We start from the raw sequence: 20754 nt of genomic DNA, 5'->3' as shown, positions 1-20754 counted from the left end.
GTTACGTAAATTCACTCAATAAGTTGCATCAAGTATCACCCCTGCGACTAAGTGCTTCATATTTGAGACAAAACAGCAACAAAAAAACCGCCTATTACGGCGGTTTTGCTTAAAGAATACTGATTAAAGGTTTGGACCTGTCGATGGTCTGTGTGGTTGGTTATTGAGCAGTTGCTGCATCCCTTGAAACATTCGCATAAACCACACCAAGATGGCTAATGCAGCAAACACCATCCCTACCCAAGGAATAAAGTAAGCAATGGTTTCAAGCAAAGTACTATGCAACCAATAATCACTCACGCCAACGAGTACACCGTTAGAAGTCGCGACGGTGACGATCAACACAACAAAAAACGTCAGGTAGAGAAAGAAGGTGCGAATTAAACCGTAGTAATGAGAAATCACTACGTCGCTGTCTTCTCCCTTATCTAATCGGTAACCCGCATAGATAATTGCGATAACGCCTGAGATCAGAAACGTAAACGGGGTCAGACAGCTCAGGATGTACGCAACCCAAATCCCGTTATGAGGTTTGTTCATTCGCTTTCGCTCCTTTTACTTCCGTTTGTCCCGTATCTGTTTCACCCATCGCTTCTTTGGACTTCACTTCCTCATACCAAAGATCGTGATGCTCTTTCGCCCATGTTTCATCAACTTCACCTGTCACCATGCCTTCTAGCGCACCTTCCATACCGAATAGACCAATATAGATGTGGAAGATAAAGCCACAGATTAGAATCAGCGCCGAAATCGCATGAACTAAGTTAGAAAGCTCCATGTCACGGCGAGTTTGGCCAAAGATAGGAAAGTCCAGAACTAAGCCACTCACTGCCGCGATAGCACCAAAGAAGATTAACAACCAATAGATTGCCTTCTCACCACCGTTTGAGAAACCAGCTGACGGATGTGTGCCTTTGTGTTTACCAACCATGCCGCCCATTTTCATAAACCAACGAACATCTGTCATGTTTGGAATCGACTTGCGCCACCATTTAAAGAGCACGAGCATCAGTAAAATGAAGAACAATGGTCCCATGTAATTGTGGTACTGCTTCGCCAACATGACGATAAAGCCCCAGAACTCAGTAGGAACGTACGGTTTTAAGAAGTGCTTACCGTAAACCAGCATCAAACCACTGAATGCCAGCGTTAAGAATGTAAACGCCATACACCAGTGAAGCGCGCGGTCTAAACGAGACCAACGCTTCATTTTTTTACCAGTACGCGGCTTGCTAAGCATCAAAGGACCAACGAATACGTAAGCCATGATTACCATTGCAATACTGCCGAAAATCGCGACAGCACCCGCTGGAGACATCCATTTCTCTTTTAGAATGTACCAAGTCTCACCAGGTTTACTGATCAATACGCCATGTTCTGGCGATTGAGACGTGGTGTAGCCTTCTTGCCCCTCTCTGACTTCGCGCCAATAGTCTGCCCCGGCGAGTTGCGTGATCTCCTGTTGAATAACTTTAGAAGATTGTTCCTCTGCTGAAGCAGGCATTGCGAAAGTCAGCAGCAATGCCGTCATCATTGACAGCATTGCTAGAGATGCACGTTTAAGCGTGTTTAACATGTGCCTCTCCTTACTTAGCTTTTCGTCGCATCGTAAGAAAGATCGTTTCCGTCTGTCCAACCTGCGTTTTTCGCGCCGCGTTCTACCACACGTTGACGGAAAATGTCAGAGACTTTCTCTGCGTCACCCGCAAGCAGCGCTTTAGTTGAACAAAGCGATGCACACATCGGTAACTTGCCTTCTGCGATACGGTTCGCACCGTATTTTTGACGTTCTTCCTCAGAGCCAGGCTCTGTTTCTGGGCCGCCCGCGCAGAAAGTACATTTATCCATTTTGCCACGTTCACCAAACGCTTCTTGTTTAGGAAATTGAGGTGCGCCAAACGGACAAGCAAACAAACAGTAACCACAACCGATACACAGATCTTTATTGTGAAGAACGATGCCGTCTTCGGTATGTTCGAAACAGTCTGCTGGACAAACTGCCATACAAGGTGCATCGGTACAGTGCATACAAGCAACAGAGATAGAGTTTTCACCAGCTTCACCGTCGTTTAGTGTTACCACACGACGACGTTGAATGCCCCATTCAAGCGCATCGTCGTTTTCGTTCTTACATGCAGTAACACAGCCGTTACACTCGATACAGCGTTTCGTGTCACATAGAAATTTCATTCGTGCCATGGTCAGACTCCTTACGCTTTACGAATGTTACATAGGGTTACTTTGGTTTCCTGCATCAAGGTAACCGGGTCGTAACCGTAAGTGGTTGCCGTGTTAGCCGATTCGCCAACAACGTAAGGCTGTGTACCTTCTGGGTATTTAGGACGCAGGTCTTCACCTTCGAACTTACCACCAAAGTGGAACGGAATGAACGCCAAGCCAGGTTTCACACGACGTGTAACCATCGCTTTCACCTTGATTCGTCCCTTCTCTGCACCTTCAACCCAAACATCATCACCATCTCTAAAGCCAAGATCGTTCGCGTCTTTCGGGTTTACTTCAACAAACATTTCTTGTTGAAGCTCGGCAAGCCAAGGGTTTGAACGCGTCTCTTCACCACCACCTTCGTATTCGACCAGACGGCCAGAAGTCAGAACGATTGGGTACTCGCCCGATTTGTCTTGCTCTTGAATTGATTTATACAACGTAGGAACACGGAAGATTGCATCTTTGTCATCCCAAGTTGGGTAATCCATTACAAGGTCACGACGTGGTGTGTACAGTGGTTCACGATGCAGTGGCACACGGTCTGGGAACGTCCAAACAATCGCACGCGCTTTCGCGTTACCAAATGGAATACAACCGTGCTTGATCGCGACACGCTGAATACCGCCAGACAGATCTGTTTTCCAGTTTTTACCCTCTGCTGCCACTTTCTCTTCAGCAGTTAGGTCGTCCCACCAACCAAGTTGTTTCAATAACTTGTCAGTGAACTCTGGGTAACCGTCTTTGATCTCACAGCCTTTCGAATAACTGTCTTCTGCAAGAAGGCTTTTGCCTTCGAATTCCACACCAAAGCGCGTACGGAAGTTACCGCCACCTTCTGCAACCGTCTTAGACGTATCGTACAGAATGTGTGTACCTGGGTGTTTCATTTCCGGTGTACCCCAACATGGCCAAGGTAGACCGTAGGTTTCACCGTTGACAGGGCCACCTTCCGCTTCCAATGTGGTTTTGTGGAACGTATGCCAGTTTTGTTGGTGCGCTTTCAAACGCTCTGGGCTTTGGCCTGTGTAACCAATCGTCCACATGCCTTTGTTGAATTCACGCGTCAGGTCTTCAATCACCGGCTGGTTGTTTTCAACACGGATGTTTTTGAACAGAAGATCGGAATAGCCCAGTTTCTTCGAAAGCAGGTACATGATTTCGTGGTCTGGTTTTGATTCAAACAAAGGTTCAATCACCTGATCACGCCATTGTAGAGAGCGGTTAGATGCGGTAACGCTGCCGTGTGTTTCAAACTGTGTTGTTGCAGGAAGCAGGTAAACGCCGTCGGTACGGTCGTTCATTACCGCAGCAACCGTTGGGTATGGGTCCACAATCACCATCATGTCCAACTTCTGCATCGCTTTTTTCATCTCAACACCACGTGTTTGAGAGTTCACTGCGTGTCCCCAGTAGAACATTGCACGGATGTTTTCGCGTTGACGAATGTTGTCTTTGTTTTCCAGTACACCATCAACCCAACGAGATACAGGAATACCTGCACTGTGCATTGGTTTCTGACCGCTGTAAGCGTTGTCATCGAAACGACCTTTGATCCATTCGTAATCGATTTCCCACACTTTTGACCAATGACGCCAAGCGCCTTCAGAAAGGCCGTAGTAGCCAGGTAGCGTGTCAGAAAGTACGCCAAGGTCGGTTGCGCCTTGTACGTTATCGTGACCACGGAAGATGTTTGCACCGCCGCCTGATTTACCAATGTTACCAAGCGCTAGCTCAAGCACACAGTAAGCACGTGTGTTGTTGTTACCAGTAGTATGCTGAGTACCACCCATACACCAAACAATACAGCCTGGGCGATTTTCAGAAAGCAGTTTTGCTGTTTGGTAAACGTCTTCTTCGCTTACGCTTGTTACGCGCTCAACTTCTGCTGGCGTCCACTTCGCCACTTCAGCACGGATCTCATCCATACCGAATACACGTTGACGGATGAACTCTTTATCTTCCCATTGGTTTTCGAAGATGTGCCACAACACACCCCAAATGAATGCTACGTCAGAACCAGGACGAAGTGATACATAGTGATCCGATTTTGCTGCCGTACGTGTACGACGAGGATCCGCTACGACGATCTTACAGTTGTTCTTCTCTTTTGCGATCAGAATGTGCTGCATCGCTACTGGGTGTGCTTCAGCTGGGTTTGAACCAATGAATAGCATCGACTTACAGTTGTGCATGTCATTGAAAGAGTTGGTCATCGCACCGTAACCCCAAGTATTCGCTACACCAGCCACGGTTGTTGAGTGACAAATACGCGCTTGGTGGTCAACGTTGTTCGTACCCCAAAGTGATGCCATTTTGCGGAACAAGTACGCTTGTTCGTTGCTGTGCTTTGCGCTTCCCAAGAAGTAAACCGAATCAGGGCCGGACTCTTTACGGATGTACATCACCTTGTTACCGATTTCTTCGATCGCTTGATCCCAAGAAAGCTTTTTCCACTTACCGTTTTCAAGCTTCATTGGGTATTTAAGACGGCGCTCACCGTGACCATGTTCACGCAGTGCTGCGCCTTTTGCACAGTGACCACCGGCGTTAAATGGGTGGTCGAATGCAGGCTCTTGACCCGTCCAAACACCATTTTGAACTTCTGCGTAAATACCACAACCCACTGAACAGTGAGAACAGATAGTACGTTTTACTTCTGTTTTCGCTTCTGGATCGACTGATTTTGCTTGCGCTTTTTTCATCATTCCCGGTGCGAATAGACTAGCACCAACCACTGCGCCACCAGCGGCAAGCGAAGTGTTTTTCATGAATGCACGACGAGATACGCCAAGCTGGTTCGTTTCTTTGCTCACACTGTCGGAGCGTTTGACAAGTTTCATCCGTTATCTCCTAAAGTGTGTCGTAGTAATCGCGAATGTGTTGAGTTTCACGATACCCTTTCTTCTTCACGTCGTTTTCAGAAGGCTCAACCGTTTCTGAAGCAACGGCCACTTTCGTGGTTCCCGCAACAACAGCACCGGCAACGGCAGCGGTTGTGAAGCCTTTTAGGAGATCCCTACGGCTTGTGTTTATTTCTTTATTATCTTTCATCATTGCTTCCTTACCTTACGGTAGATCTTTGGAGACTCATGCCTCTCTATCGATATGACCAAGTACTGCTCGATTACTCGTAATCAGTGACGTTTTTCACATCAATTTTTAATTTGTTCTTACTGCTTTTGGTGTTCACGCTAAAGCGCACTTGCTCTAACGTTAAAAACGCATCGCAAAGCTGTGCAGCTGGCTTGTAGAAGTTCACGCTTTCTGCGCTCTCTAGTTGGCGCGTAAAAGATTGGAACCAAGGGGCGATGTGTTTGTTAAACACCGCTTGTTGAAGTTCTTCCTCTTCACCTGTCAGCATTGCCATCACTTCGCACAGTGCAGAAATATGGTCTTCAGGCTCTTTCACGTTCTCTTCTCGTTCGATGCCTAAAAGATCCAAATCGCGACGAATTTCCGCTAACGGTTTTTCCATCATCGAGCCAGTGCGATGCCAAGATCCGAATGGCACAACTTCACCACGTCCAATGCCAATAAACAGATCTTGATATTCTTCTTCTAACGCTTCTCGCTGCGCTTCGTTCGCGGCTTGTTGCAGTGCGAGCCAAGCTTTTTGCATCGCGCTCTCAGACGGTTCAATTTCTAGCGATTTCAGGAACGCCAGCATTTCATCACTAGGCGCACTACGAAAAAGTGCAGATAGAACGAGATAAATGTCTGTTCTCAGTGTTTGTTCTTGTTGTGTGTCCACTGCGAGCTCCTAGTATTTCAGTTGTTTCATTGGGTCTTCTGCCATCGACTCAAACATGTCGATCACACGGCAGTCTTCACACATCGCGATACGATTGATCGCCGCTTCATCAGAGAAATGAGAGTGACCGCGTAACTTGTTTTGTAGCATGTCGATCATCGATTGCGGAGCAAAGGGCTTGTGACAACGAATGCACTCGGCTGCCTTTTCTTCATGAATCACAACCGCTTTCTGGCGTTCTTCTTTCACCCAGTTCATACGAGGAGTAAGCGTCAGCACTTTCTCTGGACACGCTTTCTCGCACAGCCCACATTGAATGCAGTCTTGCTCGACGAATTTAAGCGACGGAGATCGACCGTCCGTATGCAATGCACGTGTTGGACACACCGCCACACAGCTCATACACAACGTACAACCTTTACTTTCACAAGAGACTGTGCCGTAAGGTGCGTTCGCTGGAAGTTCAACAATGTTCTCAACTGGAATACGTGATGCGGACAACGCATCCAACGCCGTAAATAGACGCTGACGTTTGTTGCCTTGCAAGTCTCCTAATGCCAAATCAAAAGACTCGGTACAAAGTGTCGGAGCACCTTCACGTAGTGACTCTAGATACAGAATGTCGATGGTTTCTTTGGCGATACCAAGCTGACCGAGCAGCTCTTGAGCGATACCTACTTCGCTATTAAGCACACGAATAATGGTTTGAGGCATAAAACGTGAAGCCGCAAACAGCACCTGAGTAGCACCATTCACAAGCGCGGCGAACCAAGTATCAATACCAACCGAAGGCAGTTCTTCCACCACAATTGGAATCACATTATCTGGCAGTGCTTTTAGTGCCATCACGTTGTAGCTCTCGTGGCGAGAACTGCAAATCAATACGATAGGATCTAAACCACCCGCTTGCTCATAGTTGGCGAGCGTACGTTCAATAAACTTTTGCGTATCTTCAGGGTTTGGCAGTGCGTAATGAATCGCTTCTGTCGGACACGCTGTAGCACAAGTACCCACGCCTTGACATAGGTATGGGTTGATCTCGATGCGATGGCCCGTTTTGTCGCTGCCTTCACTCGATAGTGCCCCTGCCGGACAAGCATCCACACACCGTTCGCAACCTTTTACGCCACGAGAGCTATGTGCACATAAATCGGTATCTAAACGGAAGAATTTCGGTTTATCGAACGTCCCCATTAAGGTTGGAATCTCTTCCAACGCTTCAGCCAGTTTCGGATAGCCACGACCTACTGGGTAGTAGCCCGGTACTGGGACTTCTTCCGACATGCAGCTGTTAAGGCAAAGATCGAGTACGATATCGAAACAATCGCTATTGATCGCGACCTTGGCAAGATTGTTGGTCGAACCATGATTTTCAATCAGAACTTCAAACGTACCTAAGAACCCTGAAACCTGAACCGAATTGGCGTAATAAAGCTCGGGATTTGTGCTCTTTTCGCCATCGGTAGAAAGCAGCGTTAGGCTGTTCATTTGCGACAATTGCGCTGCCGCACTTTCGATGATTGCTGTTGGGCCCACAATCAAAGTATTACCACCGCTTTCATAGCTTACGGTTGGTGGAATAAGATTGGTCAACTCTACGGTATATTCGAAAGCGTACAGCCTCGCTTTACCGTTATTGGAAGTTGCTTGTTCTAATAATTGTTTCAGCATTGCTCAATTCCATTTATGAACATGGATAGTCTTTTCCATCTCTTAGTGTAGTTAGCGCCGGAGATTCTGCTGATTAACTTATCAATGAGCATTCTTATTCCGCCATCTATAGGCGATGAATACTACGCAGTGCGTCCGTACTAACTTCAACCAGATTGGTATTGAGCAACAGATAGCAAGTGTCATGCCAATAAAATATCAACTAAAAATCAATAGGTTATTAATTTTACTGACAAATAGTAGGGATAAAAAAACCGGTTGAGACATTTTGTCTCAGCCGGCTCATTGAGTGTTTAGTCAAAATGTACCTATTCTTTGTGTGGTATATTTTGTCTCACCTCGTTAGGCTGTGATTCTTCAGCAAAAGTATCACTTTCGCCAGGAACTGTATTTATATACAGTTCATTTTCATATTGAGTAATTTGGCCACTTTTGTCGGTGTTTGACTCTGCGTCTTCAACTACCTCAGATGCGATATCGTTAACGTTAAGCTCAGACCCTTGCGCAGTTTCAGCGTCTGGTTCGTCTTCCACTTTGTCTTTAACCCAATCACGCAGCGTCTCAGCGACGTCTTGAGAAAGTGACTTTAAGTTACTGTAATCATCATCGTAATCGTCTAGGCCGTCACGCACGTTAAATTCTTCGGACAAGAACATTTTGCGCAGCGCAGCTTTCTTGACGCTTTCTGAGGCTTCAGAAACCAGCAGTTGCGCCACAGACATTTCTTCGGTTTTTTCAGTCTCTACACTCGCGGTAATGTCTGGAGCCTGACTATCCTCATTGACGTTCAAAGCATCTGAGCTTTCGTCAGCGTTTGAAAGCGCTGTGACACTATCTTCGGATTGCGCCGTCTCTGCTATCGGCGTGATCTCTTCATCATGTTGGGAAGATTCTTCTAACTTACGTTTCGACCAACGGCTTAAAAAACTAGTTGCCATTTGCTCTGCCCGCTCCTTTGCGTTTCTTACGTCTTACTTCTAACAACTCACCGTGGCGACCGATAAAGGCTTCCATCCAAGCCTGAACGGCTAACGGCATATCGTTAGATAGTACAAGGTTATCACCATCCATATATTGCGCCGCAACAGATTGTGAAGCCGTCAGTAACTGTATCGCTGGTTTTTCACCAGACTCGACGTTATCCATCACTAAAAAGAGTTTAGGTTGCAGAGAGCTTAAGTTAAAGCGGTAGTCTGTACGTTCATCTTTATGTAATTGCAACGGACAAACATCTGGAGTCTCTTCCGTCGGATTCAGCGCAAATCCTGTCAACTGCCATTGGGTTGTCACCCAAATCCCTGTACTGATCTCATGCTCAACAAGCTCTACGCCGATTGGCCATGTATCCTCAGTCTTTTCGTAATTTTTTTCGAAATCTTTCTTATCCGACATAACTCACCCAGTCTTTCTATTTTTGGTCTGAAAACACACAGGACATTTTGCCCCCGTTTTCGACCATTTTTATTGTCTTCGAAGCAATAAACGCGCCAAGCTGATATAACTTAGTCTATATACTCCCTCAGGCTATAAGTACCAAACTAGACGAAACTCAAATGTATTGATGTGTCATTACTGCGAACTCGCAGTTTTAATGCATTGTTGACATAAAACCTCGCAATTTCTGTGGGAACCGCTATTTTGGAATGAGATTTGCTAGCCACTTAAAAAGCTAAAATGCGTAGCAACCTAACGCTCTTAATCACTAGGACACGACTGTGCTGAAACCAAATATTATTAAAACCAGTGAAAATCCCCTGCAAACCATTGAAGTCGATGTGTACGACGAGTACGGCGAAAAGCTCACGAAGCAAATCGCTTGCGAGCGTCCTCTTACGGTCATGCTGAACTGGAAAGAAGTGGTCACGCTCATGACGCTGGGTTCGCGTCCAGAAGCACTAGTACTGGGTTATTTAAAAAACCAAAGCTTCCTGTCCGATCCAGCAGCGATTGAATCCGTTATTATTGACTGGGAAACGCATTCCGCAGCGGTGATTACTAAAGAAAACACTGAGCACTTAGAAGGCGCCCTGAAAAAGAAAACCGTCACCTCAGGTTGTGGCCAAGGCACTATGTATGGCAACGTGATGAAGCAGCTTGAAAATTATCAAGTGCCTCAAGTTCCTCTTAAGCAGTCAGAAATTTATTCTGCGCTGGAAGCGTTAACCCATTACAACGACACCTACAAAAAAGCGGGCGCAGTACACGGCTGTGCGGTTTGCAAAGGTAATGAGGTGTTATCATTTGTGGAAGATGTCGGCCGTCACAACGCAGTGGATACACTTGCAGGTGAGATGTGGCTCAAAGAAGAAACAGGTGAAGATAAAATTTTCTACACAACAGGTCGCCTTACATCAGAGATGGTGATTAAAGTGGCTCAAATGGGCATTCCTGTTCTGCTTTCTCGCTCTGGCGTTACTCAAATGGGGTTAGATCTAGCGAAGCAATTTGGTATTACAACCATTGCGCGTGCGAAAGGTTTGCGCTTCCAAGTGTTTACAGGAGCCGACAAGGTTGAATTTGATGTAAAAGGCAACCAATAACACCTTTTCAGTGTAAACTAAAACCAATAATGCGGATTCACAGAGGATGTGGACTATGAATAATGACCAATTGTGGAATTTTCTGCTTACGCCCAGCGGTATCATGCTTTCTATGATTATTACCTTTGGCGTAGTCGGGCTCTATGCGTATATAACAGGTCAGTTTAAGGATTAAGGCCAAATATCAAAAAAGCCTCGCTAAATAGCGAGGCTTTTGCTTTTTAAACGCTTTGCGAGTAATTACGCGTCAACACCACGAGATTTTAGGAACTCAGAGTAAGTGCCTTTAAAGTCTGTGATTTTACCATCGCGGATTTCGATAATACGCGTTGCTAGTGAGTCTACGAATACACGGTCGTGAGAGACGAAGAACAACGTGCCTTTGTATTGCTCAAGCGCCGTGTTCAAAGATTCGATCGATTCCATGTCCATGTGGTTGGTTGGTTCGTCCATTAGCAGCATGTTTGGCTTGTGCATCATTAGCTTACCAAGCAGCATACGACCTTGCTCACCACCAGACAGTACTTTTACTGACTTCTTAATGTCATCTTGACCAAATAGCATACGACCAAGGAAACCACGAACGACTTGCTCGTCATCACCTTCTTGACGCCATTGACCCATCCAATCCGTTAGGTTCATGTCTTCTGCAAAGTCATGCGCGTGGTCTTGCGCGTAGTAACCGATGTTTGCATTTTCAGACCATTTGAACTCACCAGCACGCGGTTCAAGTACACCAGCAAGCGTGTTTAGAAGTGTTGTTTTACCCACACCATTTTCACCGATGATCGCAACGCGCTCTCCCACTTCAAAAATTGCATTGAAGTCTGAGAACAAGTCCTCTTCAAAACCTTGGCTCAGGTTTTCTACAATCAGAGCGTTACGGAACAGCTCTTTAGACTGTTCAAAACGAATGAATGGGTTTTGACGGCTAGACGCTTTCACTTCGTCCAGTTTGATCTTGTCGATTTGCTTAGCACGAGATGTCGCTTGTTTTGCTTTCGATGCGTTTGCTGAGAAACGTGCAACGAACGTTTGTAGCTCTGCAATTTGTGCTTTCTTCTTCGCATTGTCGTTTAATAGACGTTCACGAGCTTGAGAAGCCGCCGTCATGTACTCGTCGTAGTTACCAGGGTAAACGCGTAGCTCACCGTAGTCCAAGTCAGCCATGTGTGTACATACTGAGTTTAGGAAGTGACGGTCGTGCGAAATGATGATCATTGTGCAGTTACGCGCGTTTAGCGTATCTTCCAACCAACGGATTGTGTCCATGTCCAAGTTGTTGGTAGGTTCGTCAAGAAGCATCACATCTGGGTCTGCGAATAGAACCTGCGCTAGAAGCACACGAAGTTTCCAGCCTGGTGCTACTTCACTCATTAGACCGAAGTGTTGCTCCATTGGGATACCTACAGCAAGAAGAAGCTCGCCCGCTTTGGCTTCTGCCATGTAGCCGTCCATTTCAGCAAACTGAACTTCTAAGTCAGCCACTTTCATGCCGTCTTCTTCGCTCATTTCAGCAAGTGAGTAGATGCGGTCACGCTCTTTCTTCACTTCCCATAGCTCTTTATGACCCATGATAACGGTATCGATTACAGTAAATTCTTCGTAAGCGAACTGGTCCTGGTTCAGTTTTGCAACGCGCTCGTTTGGATCGTAGCTTACGTTACCACTGGTTTGCTCAAGCTCGCCGCTGAGGATCTTCATAAAGGTTGATTTACCACAACCGTTAGCTCCAATTAAGCCATAGCGATTGCCTTCGCCGAACTTAACTGAAATGTTTTCGAATAGCGGCTTAGCGCCGAATTGTTGAGTAATATTCGCTGTGGAGATCAAAACCTTTACCTTAGCAATTGGGGTGTATTTAGAAAAACCGGGCAACGGTACTTGTTCATGCTACATACTGCAAGTGTTGTTTTTATTAATTCATCGCTAGTGAAACCATCGCAGTGCTTCTTCAAAGCAAAAAGCTCAAGCACAAATGCGTCATTGAATACAAAAAAGAGCCAGTATTATAACTGGCTCTTTCTTCCGTAATGCTTACAACAAGTGACTAAGCGATATTCGTCACCTCTAGGATCAGTTCGGCTTTTTTAGGTAAATAAATACTGAATTTACTGCCTTTTCCCCATTCAGACTCTGCTTTTAACTCACCACCCGTTTGGCTGAGAATACTTTGGGAGACCGATAGCCCTAACCCTGTGCCTTCTCGTTTCGTTGTGTAAAATGGCGAGAAGATTCGACTCAAGTTTTCTGGTTTAATACCGCAGCCCTCATCGATAACATGAATCGCGGCTCCTTTCACTTCGCCCTCTTCAATCCAGTCTTCACTGACTACTGTTAATGTTCCTTTACCGCTCATTGCGTGAATGGCGTTCATTTGCAGGTTAACTAAGATTTGTAGCAAATGATGGCGGTTTATCTCAACGGACGTATGCGCTTGTAGGTCAGTCACAAACTCGACGTCGCGTTTCTTGGTGCCAGTTTTAACCAAGGTGATGCTTTCATCAATGATAGGATTGACATGTTGCCAAGTGATTTCATCTTGAACACCACCTTGGCGACTGTATTGCAATAAACTGCGCGTGATATTGCGGATACGATCAATTTGCGCGTGAATCGCATCAATCTCCTCTTGTACTCGACTTGCATCGTCACCCAATTCAAAATGGATCAATTCTACGTTGCCAAGAATCACGGCGGTTGGGTTATTAATTTCGTGAGCAATCCCCGCGGTGAGTTCTCCCAATGCTGCCAGTTTTTCATGAACAACGAGTTTGTCGCGAGTTTGGTTAAGCAATTGAATATGCAGCTCAAGATCTTGGGTTTTTTCTCTCAGGCTTGCCGTACGCTCATGAACTTTGCATTCAAGTTGAGCTGCGGAGTTTTTCAATTCAATTTTGCGCTCTTCTAGCGCGTCTAACATATCATCAAACTGTCTGGCTAACTGCGCAAGTTCATGATCGGCATCTAATCCTAACGGGCCAATCCGTTTTTCTTTACCTTGTTGGACCTGCTTCACCACTTTATGAATGCGTTCGATCGGTCGAAACAGATCATAAGAACCGCGATATACCATCACGCCGGAAACCAGCAATAACATAACCGTAATCAAGCTGATTTCGGCAATGTTCGTCATGTAGGCTTTAACGAATGGCCACATGAGGTAACCCGTATAAAGCATACCAATAACATTGTCGTATTGGTCTTTGATTGGTTGATACGCCGTAATATACCAAGCGTCATACACATAAGCGCGATCAACCCACTGTTCACCCTTCGAAAGTACTTGGTTATACACTTCTGCACTCACGCGAGTGCCTATGGCGCGCCCTAGCCTATGATCGCTGTCTAAAGGAACGTTGGTGCTCACACGCAAATCATCGAGAAATACCGTCAACGTACCCACAGGGCGAAGGCGGTCATTATCACTTAAGTAAATGAGGTCGCGGATTTGATCCACCAACACTGTACTGTTGTTAAGGAGCAAACCACCATCCAGAAAGCCGATCAAATCGTTCGCTTGGCTGTATACCGGAATCACGGTCCGACTGACTAACCCACGCACCTCCCTGTCACCATCAGCAAGAATAGGCACTTCTGCTCGTTTGGCGAGTTCAGGATCGAGGCGTTCGAGTTCTTCTTTATTGAGCACATCAAAAAACGATTCGCGCTTGGTGAGATCCATAAAGCGGAATTTGTTTTCCATGGAATTAACGCGTTGGAAAGAGAGAAAATCTAAAGCATATCTTTTCTTCTGCTCTGTGACCCACTTTTGCAGGTCACCTTGTGGCGTTCCTTGATTAATACGAATACGGAAATCGTACGAATCGGCAAACGCCCGCACGTAATTGGCTTGCTTTTGCTGTAACAACGTTACACTGTTATTTGCAACACCAAGACGTTCCGAGACATCAAGCAACGCATTTTGCCACGTGTAATGAATAGACCAATAAATGGTAATGCCGATCAGAGCTAACAACGTGAGGAAAATCGGCGCAGAGGTTAAGAATAACAAGCGATAACGCACCATGGTTTTAAAACGGTGCGTCCATTTTGACAATCCTTTGTGCTGTGGGCCGTTAGTCGGCATATTCCTCACCCTCAGAATCCCATTCTTTGTACTTACGTTCTAAGGTCTTGCGAGCTACGCCCAAGTCACGAGCAGCAGCAGACTTATTGCCTTCATGCAAGTTAACGACTTGTTTAATATGTGCTTTCTCGACTTCTTTTAACGTCCAGCTGTTTGGATAGCCTTCGCCAGTAAATTCTTTGCCTTCTCTAAAGGTTGGTAACTCAGCAGAGTGAGAAACAGTAATCGATACATTAGGCAGTGAATGCCCGCCATTCAGCTCTCGCCAATAGTGTGCAGGTGGTTTGCCAAGCAAGATACAACGCTCAATCAAGTTTTTCAGCTCACGAATGTTTCCCGGCCAATCGTACTCACTCATGGCTTCCATGTCCTCGTGCGCCCATTTGGGCGCGGGCATACCTAGCTCGCGCGTCAGCATGTTGCTGAAAAATGGCACCAACTCAAATAAGTCGGTTTTGCGCTCTCGCAGCGGACACACTTCAATTTTCAGAACGTTTAAACGGTAATAGAGGTCACTGCGGAAATTACCTTGATTGACCTCTTCTTGCAGGTTTCGGTTGGTTGCCGCTACGATACGGACATCAATACTGATCTCTCTTTCTGAACCGACAGGGCGAATCGTACGCTGCTCTAACACACGTAATAATGATGCCTGCATTGCAAGTGGCATCTCCCCGATTTCGTCAAGAAATAAGGTGCCACCGTTCGCAACACGGAACAAACCTTCACGCGATTTTTTTGCACCGGTAAACGCGCCCGATGTATGACCAAACAACTCACTTTCTAAAAGCTCTGGTGCAATCGCGCCGCAGTTGATTGGCACAAACGGGCCCGTTCGCCCACTCGCCTGGTGGATACCTCGTGCAACTAGTTCTTTACCCGTACCCGACTCACCTTCCACCAAAACAGAAGCGCGTGATGGTGCAAATTGGTTAATAAGTTGCTTAAGCAGACGCGTTTTTTCTGAGCCGCCGATGATCTCTGAGGTATTGTGACGTTGGTAATCGCGTGTCATGGCGTACTGCATGCGTTCGTTCAAACGGCGATCCATACAGCGACTGACCGCTTTTAACATCTGCTCAAGGTTGAATGGTTTGAGGATAAAGTCGGAAGCACCGAGCTGTAGCGCTCGAATGGCAATTTCTAAATCCGCATAACCCGTCATAAAAATCACATCGGCACGTTTGTCATCATCTTCAAACGCTTCTTCCCACTCAATTCCAGAACGCCCTGGCAGATTAATATCCAGTAAGATCAGATCATAATGTCGAGAATTACGCAGTTGTTCTGCTTCTTCGATGCTACCAGCTGTATCGACATGTGAAAAAAGCTTACCCAATGCCTTTTTCAAGATGGCTTGCATGCCTAATTCATCATCGACGACCAGTACGGAAAAGGCGCTATATTGTTGGTTTGTACTAAGATGGGATTGAGTAGACATATTTACCCCAGATGGATTTCGATGGGACAGAGTGTACCAAGTTTAAACAGAGATACCCTACAAAAAGTGCGACATTTTGTACCAACGCAAACTTTTATGCAAATAACCCCATGATTTAGTGCATAAACCAAGCACTTTAAGCTTGTAAAAGGTTGGCATCTTGTTTGCTATAAGGTGGATACGGAGCGCATTTAAGTGATCTCAGGATGTTGATGTTTGCTTATTCCAACACCCTAAGACAACTTGCGTATTACGCTAATCGCTCTCGTCCAAAAAGGCTTCTCCCTAAAACCTGGAGAGATTCCAAAGAATCATTGGAAAGGAACACATAAAAATGAAAAAAATTGCGCTAACTCTGGCTGCAACGTCTATCACGCTTGTAAGTTACTCTGCGTTTTCTGCTCAAGACGGAGAACATGTTCGCCTTGCAACCACAACCAGTACTTACCATTCAGGTTTACTTGATTACCTGCTTCCACAATTTGAAAAAGACACGGGCTACAAAGTCGATGTTATTGCTGCAGGTACGGGTAAAGCCTTAAAAATGGGCGAAAACGGTGACGTAGATTTGGTGATGACACATGCACCAAAAGCTGAAGGCGCATTTGTTGAGAAAGGCTACGGCGTTTTACCTCGCAAGCTAATGTACAACGACTTTGTGATTGTAGGCCCGAAAGCTGACCCAGCAACAATCAAAAATGACGAAGGCGTGTTAGATGTATTCAAAGAGATCGCAAACAAAAACGCAACGTTCATCTCTCGCGGCGATGATTCTGGTACGCACAAAAAAGAAATGGGCTTCTGGGCTCAAACTAAAATCGAACCGAACTTTGGTGGCTACCGTAGCGTAGGTCAAGGTATGGGCCCAACTCTAAACATGGCGTCTGAAATGCAAGGCTACACCATGACGGACCGCGGCACATGGCTGGCTTACCAAAACAAATTGGATCTAGAAATTCTGTTCCAAGGCGATGAAAAACTGTTTAACCCGTACCAAGTTATTCTTGTTAACCCTGAGCGTTACCCAACGATCAACTATCAAGGTGCGAAGGCATTCAGTGATTGGTTGGTAAACCCTCGCGGACAGGAACTTATCAATGGTTTCCGCCTAAACGGTAAACAACTGTTTGTTGCGAATGCTGAGAGCAAATAACGCAATATGAATCTTGCTGATACAACACTGGAAGCGCTTCGCTTACTGGTGAATTTTGATGCAGACCTATGGGAGATCGTTGCGGTCTCCTTTAGTGTTTCTATCACGGCAATATCCCTAGTGGTATTGCCGGCTATTTTGATGTCCTTTGTACTGGCGTATACCGACTTTCGCGGTAAATGGTTTTTGTTGTCGATCGTAAATACGCTGCAAGCGGTCCCTACTGTGGTGATTGGCCTGTTGCTGTACATGTTGCTGTCGCGTGCTGGCCCTTGGGGAGACTGGCAAATGCTGTTCACTCAGAAGGCAATGATCTTCGGCCAAATGGTGATCTGCTTCCCTGTTTTGGTATCGATGATGCATGGTGCATTACAATCTAGCGACCGTCGTGCAGTGGAAACTGCCATCACGCTGGGCGTCTCCATTCCGCGCTTGGCAGCTACGATGATTTGGGAAACCCGCTTTCCTCTACTTGCGGCTATCATTGCAGGGTTTTCACGTATCGTGACCGAGGTGGGCTGCTCAATGATGGTTGGTGGGAACATTATGGGCGTGACGCGAAATATTCCCACGGCTATCGCAATGGAAAGCAGTAAAGGTGCTTTTGCGCAAGGAGTTGCATTAGGAATTGTATTACTATCTTTAGCGTTGGCTCTAAACTTCTTCTTATCAAGTATGAGAGGCAAAGGCTACCTCAGAACATAGAACATGAAGCAAACAAACGACTCACCATTAACCCCATGTCGAGGCGAATTATGACTATAAAAATCACCGCCGAACAGTTATCCATGCGCTTTAAAGAGCGTGTGCTTTTCCACATCCCTGAGTTAGCCATCGGCCCAAATGATGGCATTTATCTCAAGGGTGACAATGGTGTGGGCAAAACTACCCTACTCAAAATCCTTGCTGGCTTGCTCAAACCCTCTACTGGCGATGTTGTTGCGCCAAAAGATACGTGGCTGAAAAGACTGACGCGTCGCAATGGTCGTGTCGATGTGATTTATCTCCATCAATCCCCTTACCTTTTTGACGGCACTGTATATGAAAACGTAGTCTATGGAGTGAAATATCAACAAGATACGCAAAAAGATAAGCGAGCTCAAGTTATTCACGCGCTGCGCATGGTAGGTTTAGAAACCTTAGCGGACGAACATATTTCCGTGTTGTCCGGCGGTGAAAAACAGCGCGTTGCCATGGCAAGGGCTTGGATCTTAAAGCCGTCGATTTTATTGATGGATGAGCCAAGTGCGTCTTTAGACCAAGAATCCATTGAACGATTGGTAGTGATGGCGAAAGATCTTTTGGATCGTGGTTCCAGTATCGTGGTGACAAGCCATCAGGCCAACGCACTGACCGACTTATGTAAAAAACAGTGGTGGATTAAAGACAAGACTTTGATAGAGTCTCCTCTGTTGTATGTCATACCAAAAGAAACATCCCAAGAGAATGCATATGCTTCAACCAACACAAACTAGTTGGGTCATTTTGGCTGGTGGCCAAGCCAGCCGTATGGGTGGAAAAGATAAAGGTCTGATTGAGTTAAATCAGAAGCCACTCATCGAACACGTTATTGAACGTTTATCTCCACAAACTCCACGCATTTTAATTAATGCCAACCGAAACCAAGATGCGTACAGCAAATTTGGTTTCGTATTTAGTGATCAATTCAAAGATTTCCCTGGGCCTATGGGCGGTATTCACGCGGGTTTGATGCATGCTGAAACTGACTGGGTCGGATTTGTACCTTGCGATAGCCCACAAATCAACACCGACCTTGTCGAGCGTTTCTGCCAGTTCGTCAAAGAAGACAGCGATATTTTGGTCGCGCATGATGGTGACCATCAGCAACCTGTTTTTACGCTCTACCACAAGCGCGTACTGCCAAAACTCACCGCATTTTTAGAACGTGGCGACCGCAAAATCATTCTGCTCTACAAAGAGTGCAACACTAGTTACGTTGACTTTAGCGACTCACCAAACTGTTTCGTCAACTTGAACACTCCGGAAGAACTGGCGCAATTTGGACAATTAGAATCATGAAACACACGCTAAACATTCCTATTCTTGGTTTTGCGGCTTATTCAGGCACAGGCAAAACCACACTGCTTGAAGCCCTATTGCCAAAGCTAACTGAAGCGGGCCTGCGCATTGGCATGCTAAAACATGCTCATCACAACTTCGATGTCGATAAGCCGGGTAAAGACAGCTACCGTTTACGCAAAGCTGGCGCATCTCAAATGCTGATTGCTTCTCGCAACCGTTTTGCGTTAATGACAGAAACGCCAGAAGCCGAAGCGGAGTTTGAATACCTATTAACACGTTTTGATGAAGACATGCTTGATGTGGTTTTGGTCGAAGGCTGCAAAAACATCGCATTTCCTAAAATTGAATTGCACCGTGAAGAAGTAGGCAAGCCTTGGCTTTATCCAAACGATGAAAACATCATCGCTATCGCTTCAGACAGCGGCGAGTTGGACTCTGAACTGCCACAAATGAACATCAATGATCTTGAAGCGATTGCTCAGTTCGTTATTCAGTATGCTCAAGAAGCGAAAGCACCAAAAAACAAAGAGAAAGAAGCTGCATGTTGCGACACACTTTCTCCGGCTTTCCTTTCTGTGGTTCAAGGCCAAGAAAAAATCCTTTCTTTGGTGAACGCGGTTTCGGAAATAGAAGCATGCAGGATTGAAAACGCCTATGGCCGCGTTCTTGCGGAACATATCGTTTCACCAGTAAATGTGCCGCAATACACCAACTCCGCGATGGACGGTTATGCCATCCGCAGTGATGATGTTGACCGTGATAGCTACCAAGTGGTTGCTGAAGTGATGGCGGGCCATGCTTACGATCAGCCTCTGGAAGTTGGTCAAGCAGTTAAGATCATGACTGGCGCACCAACACCACGTAACGGCGATACAGTGGTCATGCGTGAGCAAGCCATTCAAGAAGGTGACAGGGTCACTTTTAACGGTGCGAATATCAAAGCAGGCCAAAACGTTCGTCAAGCAGGTGAAGATCTCGCTATCGGCAGTGACGTCTTTACCGCAGGCACTCGCCTCGCCTCTCCAGAAATGGGCATGATCGCTTCGCTTGGCTTTGGTGAAGCGAATGTATTCCGAAAATTGAAAGTTGCCGTGTTCTCCACCGGTGACGAAGTACAAGCGCCGGGAACAGAGCAAAAAGCGAATTCTATCTACGATTCCAACCGTTTTACCATCATGGGCATGCTTGAAAAGCTCGGCTGCGAGATCTTGGACTTCGGTATTCTGGAAGACAACGAACAGTTAATGATTGAAGCATTGGAAAACGCATCGGCGCAAGCGGACGTGGTTATGACTTCTGGTGGCGTATCCGTTGGTGATGCGGATTACATCAAACTTGCCTTGGATAAACTTGGTCAAATCGATTTTTGGCGAATCAACATGCGTCCGGGACGTCCATTAGCGTTTGGTCAAATCAACAACAAGCCGTTCTTTGGTCTGCCGGGCAACCCTGTGGCAGTGATGGTTTCATTCATCAACTTTGTTGAGCCTGCACTGCGTAAGATGCAAGGCGAACAAGGCTGGAAGCCTCTGAAAGTGAATGCCATCGCGACTGAAAACCTTCGCTCTCGACAAGGTCGTACCGAGTTTAGCCGTGGCGTCTATGAACTGGATAACACTGGCCGTTTAACCGTTCGTACAACAGGCAAGCAAGGTTCTGGTATTCTGCGCTCAATGAGTGAGGCGAACTGTTTGATCGAAATCTCCCCAGCTATTGATACAGTAAAAGCGGGAGAAAGCGTGACAATTATCCCACTTCAAGGCAGAATCTAGCCCAAACTAGAAATTCAAAGGTCAGCGAGTCTGGCCTTTTTGTTTAATACAGAAACCTTTTCAGAGA

The 20754-nt window shown here is 46.1% G+C and carries 18 protein-coding genes; 6 read left to right on the top strand and 12 right to left on the bottom strand.

Annotation, left to right across the window (positions count from 1 at the left end; all coding sequences use genetic code 11):
• Positions 1-123: 123 nt before the first annotated feature.
• The 9 genes from R7Q47_RS15335 to R7Q47_RS15295 form a co-directional block, all read right to left on the bottom strand.
• Positions 124-540, bottom strand: a complete 417-nt coding sequence (locus R7Q47_RS15335) for a membrane protein (protein ID WP_005377532.1) — start codon at positions 538-540, stop codon at positions 124-126.
• On the bottom strand, positions 524-1576 hold the full coding sequence (locus tag R7Q47_RS15330) for a formate dehydrogenase subunit gamma (RefSeq protein WP_318089234.1): 1053 nt from the start codon (positions 1574-1576) through the stop codon (positions 524-526). Before R7Q47_RS15330 ends, R7Q47_RS15335 begins: the two co-directional genes overlap by 17 nt.
• A 14-nt stretch (positions 1577-1590) precedes the next feature.
• On the bottom strand, positions 1591-2199 hold the full coding sequence (fdh3B, locus tag R7Q47_RS15325; RefSeq protein WP_005377536.1) for a formate dehydrogenase FDH3 subunit beta: 609 nt from the start codon (positions 2197-2199) through the stop codon (positions 1591-1593).
• Between the two features lie 11 nt (positions 2200-2210).
• Positions 2211-5066, bottom strand: a complete 2856-nt coding sequence (locus R7Q47_RS15320) for a formate dehydrogenase subunit alpha (protein WP_318089233.1) — start codon at positions 5064-5066, stop codon at positions 2211-2213.
• 10 nt (positions 5067-5076) lie between these two features.
• Entirely contained in the window at positions 5077-5277 is a 201-nt protein-coding gene (locus tag R7Q47_RS15315) for a twin-arginine translocation signal domain-containing protein (protein WP_005377542.1), read from the bottom strand.
• Positions 5278-5350: 73 nt separating this feature from the next.
• The gene (locus R7Q47_RS15310) at positions 5351-5977 is read right to left on the bottom strand and encodes a molecular chaperone (RefSeq protein ID WP_017820684.1); all 627 of its coding nucleotides are present in this window, start codon (positions 5975-5977) and stop codon (positions 5351-5353) included.
• 9 nt (positions 5978-5986) lie between these two features.
• The gene (locus tag R7Q47_RS15305; RefSeq protein ID WP_258483767.1) at positions 5987-7648 is read right to left on the bottom strand and encodes a 4Fe-4S dicluster domain-containing protein; all 1662 of its coding nucleotides are present in this window, start codon (positions 7646-7648) and stop codon (positions 5987-5989) included.
• Between the two features lie 308 nt (positions 7649-7956).
• Positions 7957-8586 carry a DUF3306 domain-containing protein gene (locus tag R7Q47_RS15300; RefSeq protein ID WP_258483768.1) on the bottom strand — a complete coding sequence of 210 codons (630 nt, stop codon included), beginning with the start codon at positions 8584-8586 and terminating at the stop codon, positions 7957-7959.
• A complete protein-coding gene (locus tag R7Q47_RS15295) occupies positions 8576-9040 on the bottom strand; it encodes a DUF3305 domain-containing protein (protein WP_017634910.1) in 465 nt (154 codons plus the stop codon). Before R7Q47_RS15295 ends, R7Q47_RS15300 begins: the two co-directional genes overlap by 11 nt.
• A 323-nt stretch (positions 9041-9363) precedes the next feature.
• On the opposite strand from R7Q47_RS15295, the gene R7Q47_RS15290 reads away from it, so the two are divergent.
• Positions 9364-10188 carry a formate dehydrogenase accessory sulfurtransferase FdhD gene (locus tag R7Q47_RS15290; protein WP_017820681.1) on the top strand — a complete coding sequence of 275 codons (825 nt, stop codon included), beginning with the start codon at positions 9364-9366 and terminating at the stop codon, positions 10186-10188.
• Positions 10189-10428: 240 nt separating this feature from the next.
• Here the strand turns inward: R7Q47_RS15290 and R7Q47_RS15285 are convergent, their stop codons facing one another.
• From R7Q47_RS15285 to R7Q47_RS15275, 3 genes are all read right to left on the bottom strand, one after another.
• The gene (locus tag R7Q47_RS15285) at positions 10429-12021 is read right to left on the bottom strand and encodes an ABC-F family ATPase (RefSeq protein ID WP_025766654.1); all 1593 of its coding nucleotides are present in this window, start codon (positions 12019-12021) and stop codon (positions 10429-10431) included.
• Positions 12022-12238: 217 nt separating this feature from the next.
• Positions 12239-14278 carry a cache domain-containing protein gene (locus R7Q47_RS15280; protein ID WP_318089232.1) on the bottom strand — a complete coding sequence of 680 codons (2040 nt, stop codon included), beginning with the start codon at positions 14276-14278 and terminating at the stop codon, positions 12239-12241.
• The gene (locus tag R7Q47_RS15275) at positions 14268-15719 is read right to left on the bottom strand and encodes a sigma-54-dependent transcriptional regulator (protein ID WP_064353911.1); all 1452 of its coding nucleotides are present in this window, start codon (positions 15717-15719) and stop codon (positions 14268-14270) included. Before R7Q47_RS15275 ends, R7Q47_RS15280 begins: the two co-directional genes overlap by 11 nt.
• Before the next feature lie 334 nt (positions 15720-16053).
• Between R7Q47_RS15275 and R7Q47_RS15270 the strand changes: the two genes are divergently transcribed.
• The 5 genes from R7Q47_RS15270 to R7Q47_RS15250 are packed head-to-tail and all read left to right on the top strand — an operon-like array spanning position 16054 to position 20687.
• Positions 16054-16872, top strand: coding sequence for a substrate-binding domain-containing protein (locus R7Q47_RS15270; RefSeq protein WP_005389522.1), 819 nt, complete (start codon positions 16054-16056; stop codon positions 16870-16872).
• 6 nt (positions 16873-16878) lie between these two features.
• A complete protein-coding gene (locus R7Q47_RS15265; protein WP_005389524.1) occupies positions 16879-17577 on the top strand; it encodes an ABC transporter permease in 699 nt (232 codons plus the stop codon).
• A 50-nt stretch (positions 17578-17627) separates the two neighbouring features.
• Entirely contained in the window at positions 17628-18347 is a 720-nt protein-coding gene (locus R7Q47_RS15260) for an energy-coupling factor ABC transporter ATP-binding protein (RefSeq protein ID WP_318089231.1), read from the top strand.
• Positions 18325-18912 (top strand): molybdenum cofactor guanylyltransferase MobA, encoded by a 588-nt coding sequence (mobA, locus tag R7Q47_RS15255; protein WP_005377572.1) that lies wholly within the window; start codon positions 18325-18327, stop codon positions 18910-18912. Before R7Q47_RS15260 ends, mobA begins: the two co-directional genes overlap by 23 nt.
• A complete protein-coding gene (locus R7Q47_RS15250) occupies positions 18909-20687 on the top strand; it encodes a bifunctional molybdopterin-guanine dinucleotide biosynthesis adaptor protein MobB/molybdopterin molybdotransferase MoeA (protein ID WP_318089230.1) in 1779 nt (592 codons plus the stop codon). Before mobA ends, R7Q47_RS15250 begins: the two co-directional genes overlap by 4 nt.
• Positions 20688-20754: the final 67 nt, after the last annotated feature.

This window comes from Vibrio sp. Vb0349 (assembly GCF_033338975.1).
This window is presented reverse-complemented; position numbering and strand designations above follow the sequence as displayed.